Origin of the sequence: Pseudomonas sp. NPDC090208 (assembly GCF_044746785.1) — a bacterium.
Classification (GTDB): Bacteria; Pseudomonadota; Gammaproteobacteria; order Pseudomonadales; family Pseudomonadaceae; genus Aquipseudomonas.
Genome location: NZ_JBIVCU010000014.1, coordinates 204 through 15,562 on the forward strand (window position 1 = coordinate 204; position 15,359 = coordinate 15,562).

11 protein-coding genes are annotated in these 15,359 nt (G+C 64.6%); all 11 read right to left on the reverse strand.

The window, feature by feature from the left end:
• Positions 1-646: 646 nt before the first annotated feature.
• The 11 genes from madM to ACIPL0_RS21745 all read right to left on the reverse strand — a co-directional run bounded on the left by madM (position 647) and on the right by ACIPL0_RS21745 (position 15,305).
• Positions 647-1,411 (reverse strand): malonate transporter subunit MadM, encoded by a 765-nt coding sequence (madM, locus tag ACIPL0_RS21695; protein ID WP_400599416.1) that lies wholly within the window; start codon positions 1,409-1,411, stop codon positions 647-649.
• 1 nt (position 1,412) lies between these two features.
• A complete protein-coding gene (gene madL / locus ACIPL0_RS21700) occupies positions 1,413-1,859 on the reverse strand; it encodes a malonate transporter subunit MadL (RefSeq protein WP_400599415.1) in 447 nt (148 codons plus the stop codon).
• Positions 1,860-1,923: 64 nt separating this feature from the next.
• Positions 1,924-2,859 carry a malonate decarboxylase subunit epsilon gene (gene mdcH / locus ACIPL0_RS21705; protein WP_400599413.1) on the reverse strand — a complete coding sequence of 312 codons (936 nt, stop codon included), beginning with the start codon at positions 2,857-2,859 and terminating at the stop codon, positions 1,924-1,926.
• Positions 2,856-3,482 (reverse strand): malonate decarboxylase holo-ACP synthase, encoded by a 627-nt coding sequence (locus ACIPL0_RS21710; RefSeq protein WP_400599412.1) that lies wholly within the window; start codon positions 3,480-3,482, stop codon positions 2,856-2,858. Before ACIPL0_RS21710 ends, mdcH begins: the two co-directional genes overlap by 4 nt.
• Positions 3,482-4,285, reverse strand: coding sequence for a biotin-independent malonate decarboxylase subunit gamma (mdcE, locus tag ACIPL0_RS21715; RefSeq protein ID WP_400599410.1), 804 nt, complete (start codon positions 4,283-4,285; stop codon positions 3,482-3,484). Before mdcE ends, ACIPL0_RS21710 begins: the two co-directional genes overlap by 1 nt.
• A complete protein-coding gene (locus tag ACIPL0_RS21720) occupies positions 4,282-5,133 on the reverse strand; it encodes a biotin-independent malonate decarboxylase subunit beta (protein WP_400599409.1) in 852 nt (283 codons plus the stop codon). The genes mdcE and ACIPL0_RS21720 overlap by 4 nt, the downstream gene beginning before the upstream one ends.
• Positions 5,126-5,425, reverse strand: coding sequence for a malonate decarboxylase subunit delta (locus tag ACIPL0_RS21725; RefSeq protein ID WP_400599408.1), 300 nt, complete (start codon positions 5,423-5,425; stop codon positions 5,126-5,128). Before ACIPL0_RS21725 ends, ACIPL0_RS21720 begins: the two co-directional genes overlap by 8 nt.
• A gap of 2 nt (positions 5,426-5,427) precedes the next feature.
• Positions 5,428-6,315, reverse strand: coding sequence for a triphosphoribosyl-dephospho-CoA synthase (locus ACIPL0_RS21730; RefSeq protein ID WP_400599407.1), 888 nt, complete (start codon positions 6,313-6,315; stop codon positions 5,428-5,430).
• The gene (mdcA, locus tag ACIPL0_RS21735) at positions 6,315-7,985 is read right to left on the reverse strand and encodes a malonate decarboxylase subunit alpha (protein WP_400599406.1); all 1,671 of its coding nucleotides are present in this window, start codon (positions 7,983-7,985) and stop codon (positions 6,315-6,317) included. Before mdcA ends, ACIPL0_RS21730 begins: the two co-directional genes overlap by 1 nt.
• A gap of 845 nt (positions 7,986-8,830) precedes the next feature.
• On the reverse strand, positions 8,831-9,322 hold the full coding sequence (locus ACIPL0_RS21740) for a chemotaxis protein CheW (protein WP_400731605.1): 492 nt from the start codon (positions 9,320-9,322) through the stop codon (positions 8,831-8,833).
• Entirely contained in the window at positions 9,315-15,305 is a 5,991-nt protein-coding gene (locus ACIPL0_RS21745) for an Hpt domain-containing protein (protein WP_400599404.1), read from the reverse strand. Before ACIPL0_RS21745 ends, ACIPL0_RS21740 begins: the two co-directional genes overlap by 8 nt.
• Positions 15,306-15,359 lie beyond the last annotated feature (54 nt).

Genomic DNA, 15,359 nt, shown 5'->3' on the forward strand with positions numbered 1-15,359 from the left:
GACCAGCCGCAGGTCGTGTGAATGAACGCAAAACCTGTGGGAGGGAGCTCTGCTCGCGAAAGCGTCAATTCAGACAACCCGGCTTCGGCTGACACACCGCCATCGCGGGCAAGCCCGCTCCTACAGGACCATGACCAGCCGCAGGTCGTGTGAATGAACGCAAAACCTGTGGGAGGGAGCTCTGCTCGCGAAGACGTCAGTTCAGACAACCCGGCTTCGGCTGACACACCGCATTCGCGGACAAGCCAGCTCCTACAGGACCATGACCAGCCGCAGGTCGTGTGAATGAACGCAAAACCTGTGGGAGGGAGCTCTGCTCGCGAAAGCGTCAATTCAGACAACCCGGCTTCGGCTGACACAACGCCTTCGCGGGCAAGCGCGCTCCTACAGGACCATGACCAGCCGCAGGTCGTGTGAATGAACGCCAAACCTGTGGGAGGGAGCTCTGCTCGCGAAGACGTCAGTTCAGACAACCCGGCTTCGGCTGACACACCGCCTTCGCGGGCAAGCGCGCTCCCACAGGATCATGACCAGCCGCAGGTCGTGTGAATGAACGCAAAACCTGTGGGAGGGAGCTCTGCTCGCGAAGGCGTCGGTTCAGACAATGATGTGTTGTTTGATTCACCGTCTTCCTCCCACACAGCACTCAACCCAGAATCCCGCGCACGATGAAGTACAGCAGCGACGGCCCCAGCAAGCAGCCCAGCCCGGTGTGGAAGGTCGCGGTCAGTGCGCCGTAGGGCACCAGCCGCCGATCGGTCGCTGCCAGGCCTGCGGTCACGCCGCTGACTGTGCCGGCCAGGCCGCCGAAGACCATGGCCGAGCGCGGGTTGTCCAGGCCCATCCAGCGAGCGGCCATGGGCGTGCCGACCATCACCAGAATGGCCTTGATCAGCCCGGTGGCGATCGACAACGCCATCACGTCGGAACTCGCCCCCAGCGCCGCGCCGGTCACCGGGCCGACGATGTAGGTCACCGCACCGGCACCGATGGTCGTGATGCTCACCGCGTCGCGATAACCGAAGGCATAGGCCACACACGAACCGACGATGAACGGCAACACAGTGCCAAGGAACAGCGAAAAGGCACCGATCAAACCCGCCTTTTTCGCCTCGGTAGCCTGCACTTCAAACGCCGTGGCCACGATGGCGAAGTCGCGCAGCATGGCGCCGCCCATCAGGCCGATGCCGGAAAACAGCGCCAGGTCCGCCAGCCCTTTCTGCCCACCGGTCAGCACACCGCCGACCCAGGCCAGCACCAGCCCGATAACGATGGCAATCGCCGAGCCGTGAATACGGCCGAAAGTCAGGTGTTTGGACAGCACCACGGAAATCCACATCACCACGCCGACCACGGCAAACGCGGTCACCACGCCCTGGCTGATCAGGTCTTTCTGAATGAGATCCCACATATCAGCGACCTCCTGCTGCTGTCGAGACAGTCGGCGCGGCGGTCGCCATCACCGGTTTCGGCGCTTCGGGTTCATCTTCTCTGGGCAGCGGTTCGCCTTTGTTGGTGCGGCTGATCAGGGCGATGGTGCACCCGCAGACGAGGACCGAACCGATGGCAGCGATCACCGCAATCGGGCCGCCCTTGAGCGCTGTGACGACGTTTTGCTGGGCAGCCATGGCGACCACCACCGGAATGTACATGGCGCCCCAGAAGCCGACGCCCATTTCGCAGCCCTGGCTCATGCCGCCACGTTTTTGCATGAACAGACGGGCGCAGATCAGCAGGATCATGGCGATGCCGACCCCGCCGACATTGGATTTGACGCCCAGCAGCACGCCAAGCAGATCACCGAGAATCACCCCCGCAAGGGTGCAGATAGCCAGTAACGCGACACCATAAATAATCATTGTTGTTACCCTCTAATTGCATCGTCGAAGTTGTTGTTTTTGTTCCTTCGAAGCAGCCGCAGGTTTATGGGTGGCGGCGTTCCTCCTCTCGCGACAGCGCGCTCAGCGTATCCAGCCGGGCGCCCTGGAAGGCGACTGCGGATCCTTGTTCAAACACACGCCGCGCCAGGCCCGTGAGCACGGTGCCGGGCGGCAACTCGATCTGCAGACGGGCGCCGCGCTCGTAGGCGGTCTGCACCGTGCTGCGCCAGTCGATGACCCGGCACATGTTGAACGCCAGGTCGTCACGTATCTTTTCTGCCGACATCAAAGGCCGCGCCGTGCTGCCGCTGAGGTAGCGCAGGGTCGGTGCCTTGAGCGTCACCTGGCTGAATGCCTCGGCCAGGCGCTGCGCCGGTTCGTTCAACAGCTCGCAATGGGACGGCACGCTGACCTCCAGTCGCTTGGCCATGCCCGCGCCCTGCTGTTTCGCCAGTGCCGCAACGGCAGCCATGGCCGCTTCACTGCCGGCGATGACGAACTGGCTGTCGGCGTTGATGTTGGCCAGGTACACCGGCTGGTCCGCGCCGTGAACCTGTGCGATCAAGCCTTCGACCGTGGCCTGATCCAGCCCGGTCAGCGCGGTCATGCCGTAGCCCCGCGGATAAGCACCCTGCATCAGCTCGCCGCGTAACGCCACCAGCCGCACCGCGTCGGCGAAATCCAGCGCGCCCGCGATCACCGCAGCGGGATAGGCACCAATCGACAGCCCGGCAACGCTGTGCGGCCGATTGCCGTGGGTCATGAGCACGCGGGCACAGGCAACTCCCGCGATCAGCAGGCACAACTGCACGGCGCGGGTGGATTGCAGCGCTTCGGCGGTGTCCAGCGTCAGCACGTCTTCACCCAACGCAGCACTGGCCTGACTCAGGTATTGCGCGCTCAGCGGATCGTCCGACAGCCCGTGCAGCATGCACGGCTGCTGCGCGCCCTGCCCCGGAAACACCCAGAAGCTGCTCACGCCGCACACTCCAGCGCATGCCAGGGGTTATCCACCAGCCGCGCACCGTCGGCAGCCTTGAGCAGCACCTGCCGCGACGAACCGGCCCACTCGCGCAGGGCCACGGCACCGGCCGGGGTTTGCAGTTGTAGGTCGATTCGGCACAGCGCGCAGTCGAGGCCAGCGAGCAGGCGGGCAGCCTGTTCGCGGCTGAAAACGGCGGCGGTACGCAGAATCAGATCCAGATCGCTGCCCTGATGCAGCACCGGCACGCCGGTCGCCAGTTCGAAACCGGCACCGCCGGCCACACCCCAGGGCAGGCCGAGTGAGTCCATCAATGGCCGAGCCTGGCGCAAGGCCTGCAACGCCGGCCATTGCGCGCTGCCGCTGACGTTGAGCAGTTGCTCCGGCTGCACGCGACGGCGGACAGCAGACAACGGCATCAACGTCGCGTAACGCTGATCGCGGGAATGCCCGCGCACGCCGACCGCGACGTAGCCCGGCGCCACCGATGCACGACGCACCACCACCGGCTGACCCAAGCCGATGACTTCGACCACCCAGGCCGGTGCGTCGGCGGGCAACGCGGCCACCGACAAGCCCCACAACAGATCGTGGGGCTGCACCGCCAGCAGCGCTCGCATCACCACTGCGCCCGCAGCAGTTCACGCACGGTCGACGAGGCCGCACGGTTCGGCGCGCCCAGCCTTGTGCGCAAATCGTTGCTGCCCGCCAGAGTGTCCTTGATCGCTGCCAGCAGGCACGCTTGCACGGCACCGACGTCGTCTGCCGTCGGCTGTTCGATCTGGCTCACCGACAGGGTTTCCCACAGCAGCCCGAGGCCGGCGTAGCTGTCGATGTCGTAGGCCATCGGCGGCACGCTGGCGGCGAGGGTTTCCAGCTCTTCGACACTGCGCAGGGTGACCCGCGCCGCCGAAGCCTTGCCCATCGCATGCACCATCACACCGGGATCGCGCAGGGCAATCAGGCGGTTGGCCTGATAACCGTGGGCCAGAAACGCCCCGGACATCGCCTTGCCTACAAGCAGTCCAATCACCGGATGCCCGGCCAGTCGTGCCCGGGCGTACGCATCCACGGCACCGGCCAGGGCCTGATGAATGCCCAGCACTTCTTCACGGCGGCCATAGGCCTGACTCGGCACGTCGATGATCGCCAGCAACGCACGTTTGTGGGCTTGCTGACGGTCTTCCTCGATCACTGCATCCACCGCCTGGGCCAGGCCCCAGCCTTCCAGCAGGCCGACTTCGCCGTTGCGGGCACGGGGGAAGCGGTTGTCCGGATCGGCCACCACGGCGAGAAAACGCACCGCCTGATCGCCCAGTTGTCCATCGGCGGCCAGCACGGAAGCCGGCAGGCCATTCACCGTTGTGGCGCCGCTGCTCAACGCCTTGAACCACTGCAATCCACGGGTGGAATAGGCACTCATGGCTGTTCTCCTTGATACAGGCTGCGCACGCTGGCGGGGGCGATCTGCTCGCGGGTGTCGACTTGCGCCAGACGCTGCTGGAAGAAGGCGTAACGGCTGCTGCGCTCTTGTTCGGGCTTGCCCTTGCTCAGCAGCGTTTCGACCTGCTGGCGGATGGCAGCGATGTCGTCGGCGACGAAGGCATCCACCAGGCCGCTGGCAAAGCGTTGCTCGCCGCCGGTGATGCTCCAGATGAACGGCCGGTCGCGGGAATCGTACTCGTCGAGGCCCGCTTCCTGTTCGATCACCTGCGGACCGTTAAGACCCAGCCGGGCTTCCTGAGTCACCAGCAGATAGCTGCACAGTCCAGCGGCGATGGACATGCCGCCAAAGCAGCCGACGCTGCCCGCCACCACGCCGATCACCGGCTGATAACGGCGCAGATCGACAATGGCAGCGTGAATTTCGGCAATCGCGGCGAGCCCCAGATTGGCTTCCTGCAGCCGAACGCCTCCGGTTTCCAGCAGCAGCACGGCAGCGGTGGGAATGCCGTTGCGGTTGTCTTCGGCGGCCAGTTCCAGTGCGCCGGCGATTTTCGCGCCGCCGACTTCGCCCATGCTGCCGCCCTGAAAGTTGCCCTCGATGGCGCACACCACCACCGGCTGGCCGTCGATGCTGCCCTTGGCGATGACCACGCCGTCGTCGGCCTGGGGCACGATGCCTTGCTTCGGCAGCCAGGGCGAGGTGATCCGCGCGAACGGATCGATCAGTTCACGGAAGCTGCCGTTGTCGAGCAAGGCGCGGGCACGCTGGCGAGCGCCCAGTTCGACGAAGCTGTGTTGTTGCAGCAGATGCGCGCTGTCAGTCATGGCCGATCTCCTCGAAGCCCTGTTCCAGACGCAGGCGAACAACGCCGGGGGTGGCGCCGAAATCGTGGATGTCGATGCTCAGGGCCGGCGGCGTCTGGCCGTCGAACATGCGCGAAAACAGGTGCTGCCAGCGCAGTGCGCTGCCGTTGACCGACGTGACCACCTGGATGGTCAGCTTGCCCGGCACGCCGGGCTCAAGCAGCACTTCCAGATCGCCCGAACCGACACAGCCCACCAGCGCACGGCCCAGCGGCGGCTGGCCGGCGGGAAATTCAAAAGACAGGGTTTCCATGGTCAGACAGTCCTCGTGACGTTGCCGAGCGCAGGCTCCAGGCAATCGATGAACAGGCAGGCGGCGAGCAGATCGGCGGCGCCACCGGGAGAAGCGTTGAGGCTGAGCAGTTGCTGATCCAGCGCATGCAGGGCGCGACGACCGCTCAACGTGGCGCTGCCGCCCGCGTCGAGCACCTGCCGGGCGCCCTGTTGCATGGTGTGCAGGCCCTGTTCACCGGCGCGGTACAGCACGCAGGTGTCCGACAGCGACGTCATGATCGCCAGCAGCGCATCGAGGCGGGCGTTCTGTTCGCCATGGCCGGCGGCGCGGCTGCGTTGCAGTTGCGGCAGGCCGAGTTGAGTGACTGCGGGAAAACCCAGCTGCGCCTGCTCGCGAGCGCCCATGGCGCCGTACTGTCGGGCCACCTGGGTGCCATGGCTGTTGTGCCGGGGCATCTGCCGATCCTCGATCAGCGCCAGACAGCCGGCACGCAGACCCAGGCCGGCCGGCGACAGGTCCGTCGGCTCCAGCGCCGCAGCCGTCACCAGCAAACCCAGCGCCCAGATCGCGCCGCGATGGGTGTTCACGCCGTCGGTAGTGCGCAGCATCGCCGCTTCGCCTTCACGACCGATGCGGCCAATCGCTTCTCGTAATGTCTGATTGATTTCGCCAATCTCACTGGCGGCCTCGGCCATTTCCTTGAACGCCGGCCACAACGACAGTGCCGAAGCGTGCATCAGACCCAGGTGCAAGTCGCTGTGCGCGCCGCTGCTACGACGGTCGACCAGCGCCGGCTTGGGCGACAGGTCGGCCTCGTCGATCAGCGCGTCCACCGCCAGATCCGCCAGCCGCTCGGCCAGCGCCAACGACGCCGGTGCCGCCTGAATTGCAATATTGAGTGCAGGCATCACCAGCTCCTGAATTTCGCAGGCGGGTTGTACAAACCACCGGACCACTCGACCAGCTCGGCGATGCTCTTGGCCGCCAGCAGCTCGCGGGTGGCATCGGTACGGCGAATGCCGAGGTCTTCCGGCAGTGCTATCAGGCCTTCACGGCGCATGCGCGCGGTGTCTTTCGGGTTGTGTCGCAGACCGATGGCGGTGACCCCGGCCACGGCGGCGATCATCGCTTGACGCTCCTCCAGGCTGCGGGCCTTGTACAGGTAGGCGATGCCTTCTTCGGTGAGCAGGTGAGTGACGTCGTCGCCGTAGACCATGATCGGCGCCAGTGGCATGCCGCTTTTCTTCGCCACCTCGATGGCATCCAGCTTGTCGACAAACGTCGGTTTGCCGCCTTCCTGGAAGGTTTCGACCATCTGCACCACCAGCTTTTTGCCACGGGCCAGATAGGCATCGGTGTCCGGCGTCTGCTGGCGCATGTCCAGCCAGGCCGGGGTGCCGTGACGGCGACCGCGCGGGTCGTGGCCCATGTTCGGCGCGCCACCGAAACCGGCCAGACGGCCACGGGTGACGGTGGAGGAATGGCCGTCACCATCGACTTGCAAGGTCGCACCGATGAACAAGTCCACGGCGTACTGTCCGGCCAGCTGGCACATCATGCGGTTGGAGCGCATCGAGCCGTCGCGCCCGGTGAAGAACACGTCGGGCCGGGCGGCGATGTAGTTTTCCATGCCCAGTTCGGTGCCGAAGCAATGCACGCTGTCGACCCAGCCGCTTTCGATGGCAGGAATCAGCGTCGGGTGCGGGTTGAGCGTCCAGTTGCGGCAGATCTTGCCCTTCAGGCCTAGGGATTCGCCGTAGGTCGGCAGGATCAGCTCGATGGCCGCGGTGTTGAAGCCGATGCCGTGGTTGAGCGACTGCACGTTGTGTTTTTCGTAGATCCCGCGAATCGCCATCATCGCCATCAGCACGTGAACCGGCTTGATATGACGCGGGTCGCGGGTGAACAGCGGTTCGATGTAGAACGGCCGGTCGGCCACCACCACGAAATCGACCCACGACGCCGGAATATCGACCCGTGGCAGATCGCTGACGTCGTCCACCAACTGGTTGACCTGAACGATGACGATACCGTCGCTGAAGGCGGCCGGTTCGATCAGGGCCGGGGTGTCTTCGGTGCTGGCGCCGGTGTAGATGTTGCCGGCGCGGTCGGCCATGAAACCGGCGGACAGCACGACATTCGGAATCAGGTCGACCAGCAAGCGGGAATACAGCTCGATGTAGGTGTGAATCGCGCCGATTTCCAGCAGGCCGTCTTCCAGCAACTGGCTGATGCGCAAGCTTTGCGTACCGGCGAAGGAGAAATCGAGTTTGCGGGCGATGCCGCGTTCAAACAGGTCCAGATGCTCGGCGCGACCGACGCTGGGCATGATCATGTGCAGGTCGTGCAACTTGACGGGGTCGGCCTGAACCAGCGAGCGAGAGAGGAAATCCGCCTGCTTCTGGTTATTGCCTTCCAGCACCACCCGGTCGCCGGGCGCAATCAACGCCTCCAGCGCCGCGACGATCTTGTCGGTAGGCAGAACCACGCCATCGGCGAGGGAACGCACTTGTTCGAGCCGCCGCTGCTTCTCACTGCGACGACGCGACCAGCGCGGGTCAAGGTTGGTTGTTGTCATGCTGACTCCACGGGTTCGCTGTCGTGGCTTACCTTAGGAGTGTCGGGGTGGGGGCATCAATCAAGCAGGGGGCGTGATCGTTACGGTGAGAGTAATGATTTGAAAAAGTCAGGACTTGGTATTTATGTACCGCATGTGATCGTCGATCGACAGGAAGGACGCCATCGCGAGCAGAGCTCCCTCCCACAGGATTCAAGGTGCCTGCTCTGCTTCGGCAGCCCCCCAGTCCGTAGCAGTCCGGCTTGCCGGCGGTGGTGGTCTTGAGCAAGCCGCCATAGCCAAGCCAAATACATAACCCTGTGGGAGCCGGGCTTGCCCGCGAAGGCGGTGGGTCTGTCAGCACAGTACCGAGCGGGCCGACGCTTTCGCGGGCGAGCCCGCTCCCACAGGGTTCAAGGTGTCTGCTCTGTCTCGGCAGCTCACAGTCCGTAGCAGTCCGGCTTGCCGGCGGTGGTGATTTCAAAGGTGCCGTCACTGGCAAGCCAGGCTGCTACAGACAGCGCGTCGCATGTGCTTTTGTGGGAGGGATCCGAGGTTACGAGGGTCGCGAAAGCGATTGGTCTGACACACCGCTTTCGCGACCGTCCTAACGTCCGCCCCCTCCCACAGGATTCAAGGTGTCTGCCCTGTTTCAGCAGCCCCCCAGTCCGTAGCAGTCCGGCTTGCCGGCGGTGCTGGTCTTGAGCAAGCCGCCATAGCCAGGCCAAATACATAACCCTGTGGGAGCCGGGCTTGCCCGCGAAGGCGGTGGGTCAGTCAGTACAGTACCGAGCGGGCTGACGCTTTCTCGGGCGAGCCCGCTCCCACGGGTTTGCGGTGTCTGCTGCCCACCCAGTACTCACGACTTACAACCCGGCGCCTTCCGCCTGTACCAGTCCGGTATCCACCAGCCACTGCTCCAGCGCCACCAGGTCGGGGACTTTGGCGACGGTTTCGCCGACTTGCACGGCGGCCAGTTCCAGTTCGGCCAAAGGCACGTCGACATAGCTGAGTTGGTTGTCGAGCTTGCACGAACGTGGAATGCCTTGGGTCAGCAGGGCGATGAATTTCAGGTCCGCGCGACCGCCCAGGGCATTGAGCACGACGATGCGGGCGCGACCACCGACACGGGCGCGGCTGCCGCAGGCGGCTTCAAAGCTGAGCAGCGGCAGGCTGCGGTTGCGCCAGTTGATCGGGCCCAGGTACCACTGCGGCGCAGCGGGGTCGGCGATGCTGTCCTGATAGTCGATCAGTTCGGCCACCGCGACGTTGGGCAACAGCAGATGGCGGTCGCTCAGGGGAATCAGCAACCCGGTCAGGCTGGTCAGGCGCGCGGTCTGGGTGGTGGTGTCAGACATGGGCGTGGCTCCAGTGCGCAATACTCTCCAGCAGCGCAGCTTCCTGATACGGCTTGCTCATGTAATCGTTGACCCCCAGCGCCATGGCGCGGTCACGGTGTTTCTGCCCGGAGCGCGAGGTGATCATGATGATCGGCAAGTGCTTGAGCGCTTCGTCTGCGCGCACCTTGCTGGCGACCTCGAAACCGTCCATGCGCGGCATTTCGATGTCCAGCAGCATGACGTCCGGGGTGTGTTCCTGCAGCAGCGCCATGGCGTCGACCCCGTCCTTGGCCGTCAGCACGTTCATGCCGTTGCGCTCCAGCAGCCGCCCGGTGACCTTGCGCACGGTGACCGAGTCGTCCACCACCATGACCAGCAAAGGCCGCGTCTGTTCGGCCTCGACATACGGCAGCGGCGCCTGACCCGACACCTGCTGCGCGAGCATCCGCGCATGCAGGCGGCGAATGTGGGCGAACAGGTCGAGAATCAGCACGACCCGCCCATCGCCGAGAATGGTCGCCCCGGCAATGCCCTGCACGGCGCTGAACTGTGGACCGAGGTTCTTCACCACGATTTCTCGCGAGCCGGCCAGCGCATCGACCTGCACCGCCACCCACTGTTCATGGACATGCACCAGCAGCACCGGCAATGGTTGCGTCTGCCCCAGCAGTTTCGGCGGCTGACCGTTGTGCAGCAGCTCGCCCAGATAACGCAGCTCGTAGGTCCGCTCGCCGTACTGATAACGCGGCGGTGCCGATTGGTAATAAGCCTCAAGCTCGGCCGGCATGACCCGCACGATGCCGGCGATGCTGTTCAGCGGCACTGCGTACTGCTCTTCGCCGCACTGCACCATCAACGCACGGTTGACCGACACCGAGAACGGCAAGCGGATGCGGAAACGTGCGCCCTGCCCCGATTTGGAATCGATGACCATCGAGCCGCCCAGTTCCTTGACCTCGGCATGCACCACATCCATGCCGACGCCGCGCCCGGAAATCTGGGTGATGGTTTCGGCAGTGGAAAAGCCGGCCTGCAGAATGAACTGCAAGGTGTCGTGCTCGCTCAGCTCGGCATCCGGTGCGATCAGCCCGCGCTTGATCGCCTTGCGGCGCACTGCGGCAAAATCCACACCGGCGCCGTCGTCGCTCATCTCGATGACGATGTCGCCGCCTTCGTGAGCCAGGCTGAGGGTGATATGCCCGGTCTCGGGCTTACCGGCAGCGAGGCGTTTTTCCGCGGTTTCCAGGCCGTGGTCGATGGCGTTGCGCAGCATGTGCTCCAGCGGCGCGACCATGCGTTCCAGCACGTTACGGTCCATTTCGCCTTCGGCGTTGAGCACGTCGAAGCTGACCTTCTTGTTCAGTTCGCCGGACACCTGACGCACGATCCGCCGCAGCCTCGGCACCATCCGCTCGAACGGCACCATGCGCGTGCGCATGAGGTTTTCCTGCAACTCGGTGTTGACCCGCGCCTGTTGCAGCAACAGGGTTTCCGCCTCGTGGGCACGGGTGTCGAGGGTTTCCTTGAGGTCCATCAGGTCGGAGGCGGATTCAAACAGCGCCCGGGACAACTGCTGCAACTGCGAATGGCGGTCCATTTCCAGCGGGTCGAATTCTTCGTAACCCGAGCGCTCGTGGCTGTGGTCGCGGCTGAGAATGCGCCCCTGGGTTTCGACGTCCAGCCGGCGCAACTGATCGCGCATCCGCTCGATGGTGGTTTCCATCTCGGCCAGGGTGGCCTGGGCGTCGCTGACCTGCTGCTCGATACGGCCACGGAAAATCGAGGTTTCACCGGCCAGATTGACCAGATCCTCCAGCTGTTCGGCGGGCACCTTGACCATTTCCGGCCCGGCGCGCTCGGCGTCTGCGTCGGCAGCCGGGGCGGCAGGCTCGACGGGCGGCGGTGCAACCACCGCTTCTTCCGGCGGCCGGCTGACCATTTCTTGAGTCGCGCCCGAGGCCGAATATTGGGTGATGCTGTCGATCAGCAACGCCGGGTTGGGCAGCGGTTCGTAGCCGCGCACCGCATCGACCATGTCGGCGAGCATGTCGTGGCCGCTCTGCAGCAGGCCGTTGAGCAGCGCGCTGTTTTTCAGGGCGCCGCTGGAGAGGCCTTCGTAGAGCGACTCCATTTCATGGGCCAGATCGCCGATCGGGGCGATTTCCACCATGCGCGCGCCGCCCTTGAGGGTGTGCAGGTCACGGAGCAGGTTTTCCACTTCCACGGTGTTCTGCGGTTCGGCTTGCCAGCGCACCAGCGCGGCGCTGGAGCTTTCGATGATGTCATCGGCTTCTTCTAGGAAGATTTCCAGCAGCTCGGGGTCGCGCTCGTCCAGCGGCTGGATCATCGCGCCAACGTTGCGCCCTTCGTTTTCATGGGGCAGCACGAAACAGTTGGATTGACGGAATTCACGAATCGCGCCGATCACCGCCTCCGGGCTGCTCAGGGCCGTGCGGTTCTGCAACTGCTCCAGCATCAGCGCCAGATGATCGTGGCTGCGCAGCAGCAAACCGGCGAGGTCAGGGGTGAAGTTACAGCGCCGGTCGATCAATCCTTCGTAAAGCGACTCCAGCTCATGGCCGAGATCGCCCACCGGGCCGATTTCTGTCATTCGCGCACCACCCTTGAGGGTGTGCAGGTCGCGTTGCAGGGCCGACAGCGGTAACGGGTTTTCCGGGTCGTCGAGCCAGCGCTGCAAGGCTTTGCCGGCGCCGTCGAGGATGTCCACGGCTTCCTCAAGGAAGATGTCGACGATTTCCTGATCCAGCTCGTGAGCAGATTCGGGTTCGTCCGCCGCCACCAGTTCGGCGGTCGCCTGTTGCAGATCGGTGATGTGCGCAGCCTGCTCGCCGTCTCGACGAATCAGCCCGGTGGCGTCAGGGGCCAGGCCTTCTTCCAGCAGCTCGCGCAGTGCCCGGACACGCTCCGGACGTGGCTGCACCTGCTGCCCGGCGGCGATTTCGTCGAGCATGTTGATCAGCGCTTCGTGGGCACTTTGCGCCTCCGAGAAAAAGCGCTCGCTGACCGCCAGGCTGCTTTCTTCCACGGCGCCGTAGAGGTCGAGCAACGCTTCACAGAGTTCGTCCACCTGTGGCAGGTCGGCCATGTGCGCGCCATGGCCGAGCATGGTCAGCTCGTCCAGCAGCGCATTGAGTTCCTGGCGTTCGCCGGGGTGTTTGCGCCAGCGTTCCAGCAGGTTTTCCGCGTCCAGCAGGATGTCCATGCCTTCGGCGAGGAAGCTGGCGATCAACTGCGGATTGCGCCGCACGCGCAGGCCGTTGCTGTCCGCTTCATGGGCGGCCGCCATGCGTTCGTCGAGCAGCGCACGGGCGCGTTCGATCAGCGGCGTCGCTCCGGCAATAGGCAGCAACGGGTCGCGCTTGAGCTGCGCCAGTCCTTCATGAAACAGCGGCTCGGCGTCGCGCAGCAGGCTGATTTCCGCGTCGTCGATGGCGATCAGGTGGGTCTTGAACTCGCGCACCAGCTGGTCCAGCGGCGTCGCCAACTCGGCCATCGGCAGCACGCCGGCCATGTACGCACTGCCCTTGAGAGTGTGCAGTGCCCGCAGCAACTCGTCGCTGAAAGTCGGCGAATCGTCGCCCTGCACGGCGTCAAGGTAGCGATTGAGCGTGTCCAGATGGGTCAGCGCTTCCTGCCGGAAAATCTCCAGCAGTTGTGGATCGAAACCTTCTTTGGCCGCTTCGACCGGAGCAGGTGCAGGTGTCACTGGCGGCGCGATGTCGAGAATTTCGCCTTGCGCCAGTGCATGGGCTCTGGCGGCCAACAGGTCGACATCGTCGCGCTGGTGCTGAACATCTTCGGCGAAATCGCGGATCACGTCCGGCAGCAGTTGCTGCACGTCGGTCAGCAGCTGACGGACCTGTTCGTCCGGTTCGACGCTGCGTTCCAGCACGCGGTTGATCAGGTTTTCCACTGCCCAGGCCAGTTCGCCGAGAATCAGCGCGCGAACCATGCGCCCACTGCCCTTGAGGGTATGGAACGCCCGGCGGATTTCACTCAGCGCGGAACAGTTGCTCGGGTCGTTCAGCCAGCGCGGCAGGTATTCATGCAGCGCATCGAGCATCTCATCGGTTTCTTCGAGGAACACGTCGCGCAGTTCATCGCCGACCGCCGGTTCATCCTTGGGCGGCGGCAGCAGGCTGGCCGGCACATGTCGGGCCGGCGGGTTGACCGCGGAGACCGGGCTGGCCAGCACTTCAGCCAGGCTCTGCTCGGGAGTGGCCAGCGCCTGGTTCTCGCGCAGTTCGTGGAATTCTTCGTGGCTGACGACCTCATCCAGCAGCGGCACGTCGACTGCGTCCGGCACTGGCGAATAACCGAGCTTGCCCAGGCTTTCCTCGGCCAGATCCAACACGTGCTCACCCGGTGCCTGCGGGTCTTCGGCCATGCGTTCCAGGTAGTACTCGACGCCGATCAGCGCGTCGGCGAGGTTGTCCAACTGCGACCAGGCCGGTTTTTCCTTGCCGTTGAGCAACTGCTCGACGATGTATTCGTTGCACGCGGCCAGCAGGCCGGACGCCCGCGCCAGCGGAATCATCGCCAGCGCGCCGCGCACCTGCACCAGTTGCGCCGACAACGGCGCCAGACGCTGGCGGTCGAGCTCGCCGTCGATGTAATCGTCGATCACCTCGCGGGCCTGTTGCAGTACGGTGCGGGCTTCCTTGATCACCAGCTGATGGATCTGGCTCAGGTCGGTGGTCGGCAGGCGGCTTTCTTCCGGGCTGCCCTGATCCACCGTGCCGGCCATGCCCGCCAGCGTGGCCTCGACGTACAACAGCGCACCGGCCACATCCATCAGCGCGGCATCGCTGGGCTCGCGCTGCCCCTGGGCCATGCCCTGCACCACAGTCAGTTGATCGATGATGACCTTGCGCGGCTGGCCGAAACCCAGCACCGCGAGAGTGTCGGAGATCTGCCGCAACGGCGGCAACAGGGCATTGAGTTCACTGACATGGGCGCGGTCGCCACGCACGAAGACATCCAGATGCTCCTTGGTGCGGACCAGTTCATCGCACAGGGCGATGATCACCGAGCGCATGGCGTCGCGATCGGGGCCGGCCAGCGCACGTTCCTCATCTACCTGTGCGCTTTCCGGCAACGCGTCGGCCAGGCCGTATTGGTCCCTCAACTCGATCATCCTCTGGGCTTGGCTGTCTGACTTGGCGATGTAAAACAGCAGGCTTTTCAGCAATTCGTCGGGCGCCGGCTGGTTGATGCCGGCGATACCCTGCTCAAGCAGGCGCTTGAGCTCCTTGTCGGCGTCCTTGAACAGACTGCGCAGCGCCGGGCTGTTGGTGAAGTTGCCGGCGATCATGTCTTCCACCAGCGCCGAGGCGATCCGCCACAGCGGCTCCAGCGGCGCGTCCTTGCACAGCGTTTCGAGACGGCAGAACACTTTGTCCATCAGGCCCAACTGGACTTGCACGTCCTGCTCGCGCAGCAGGCCGACCAGCGCGGTCTGCAAGGTCTGACGCAGCTTGCGCAGTTTGCCGGGCAATTCGGCGGTGTCGCGTTCGGCCAGGGTCTGTTCATCCAGCGCGGGCAGCGCCAGCAGTTGCGGGGCAAACAGGCTGGTTTCCGACAGCAGGCTTTCGCCACGGGCACTGCGCAGGTCGTTGAGCAGCGGCAGCACCTCCAGTGGCAGGTCGCGCCGGGCCGAGTGAATGCGCTCCAGATACGATGGCAATTGGCTCAGGGCCAGCCGCAGCAGTTGCACCGCTTCACTGTCCTGCACTACGCGCCCCTGTTGCAGGGCCACCGCCAGTTGTTCGACCTCTTCGGCAAACAGCGCCGCGCCGTAGAACTCGATCATCAGCAGGCTGCCGTGTACCTGATGGATCAGGTCCAGGCAGACCTCCATGCCCGCCGGGTCGTGAGGTCGAGCGACAAACGAATCCAGCGCCTGTCGGGCGTGCTTGAGGGTTTCGGCTATTTCGCCCTTGACCCACTCCAGGGCCACGTAGTCGTGACGGTCAGCCATGTTGACTCCGAATGCCTAAGCCTGTGCTCTGCCGCTTGCCTCCGGCCGCGACGA

Coding starts and splice junctions, on each gene's coding strand:
- madM (WP_400599416.1), bottom strand. CDS start 1,411: ATGTGGGATCTCATTCAGAAAGACCTGATCAGCCAGGGCGTGGTGACC.
- madL (WP_400599415.1), bottom strand. CDS start 1,859: ATGATTATTTATGGTGTCGCGTTACTGGCTATCTGCACCCTTGCGGGG.
- ACIPL0_RS21710 (WP_400599412.1), bottom strand. CDS start 3,482: ATGCGAGCGCTGCTGGCGGTGCAGCCCCACGATCTGTTGTGGGGCTTG.
- mdcE (WP_400599410.1), bottom strand. CDS start 4,285: ATGAGTGCCTATTCCACCCGTGGATTGCAGTGGTTCAAGGCGTTGAGC.
- ACIPL0_RS21720 (WP_400599409.1), bottom strand. CDS start 5,133: ATGACTGACAGCGCGCATCTGCTGCAACAACACAGCTTCGTCGAACTG.
- ACIPL0_RS21725 (WP_400599408.1), bottom strand. CDS start 5,425: ATGGAAACCCTGTCTTTTGAATTTCCCGCCGGCCAGCCGCCGCTGGGC.
- ACIPL0_RS21730 (WP_400599407.1), bottom strand. CDS start 6,315: ATGCCTGCACTCAATATTGCAATTCAGGCGGCACCGGCGTCGTTGGCG.
- mdcA (WP_400599406.1), bottom strand. CDS start 7,985: ATGACAACAACCAACCTTGACCCGCGCTGGTCGCGTCGTCGCAGTGAG.
- ACIPL0_RS21740 (WP_400731605.1), bottom strand. CDS start 9,322: ATGTCTGACACCACCACCCAGACCGCGCGCCTGACCAGCCTGACCGGG.
- ACIPL0_RS21745 (WP_400599404.1), bottom strand. CDS start 15,305: ATGGCTGACCGTCACGACTACGTGGCCCTGGAGTGGGTCAAGGGCGAA.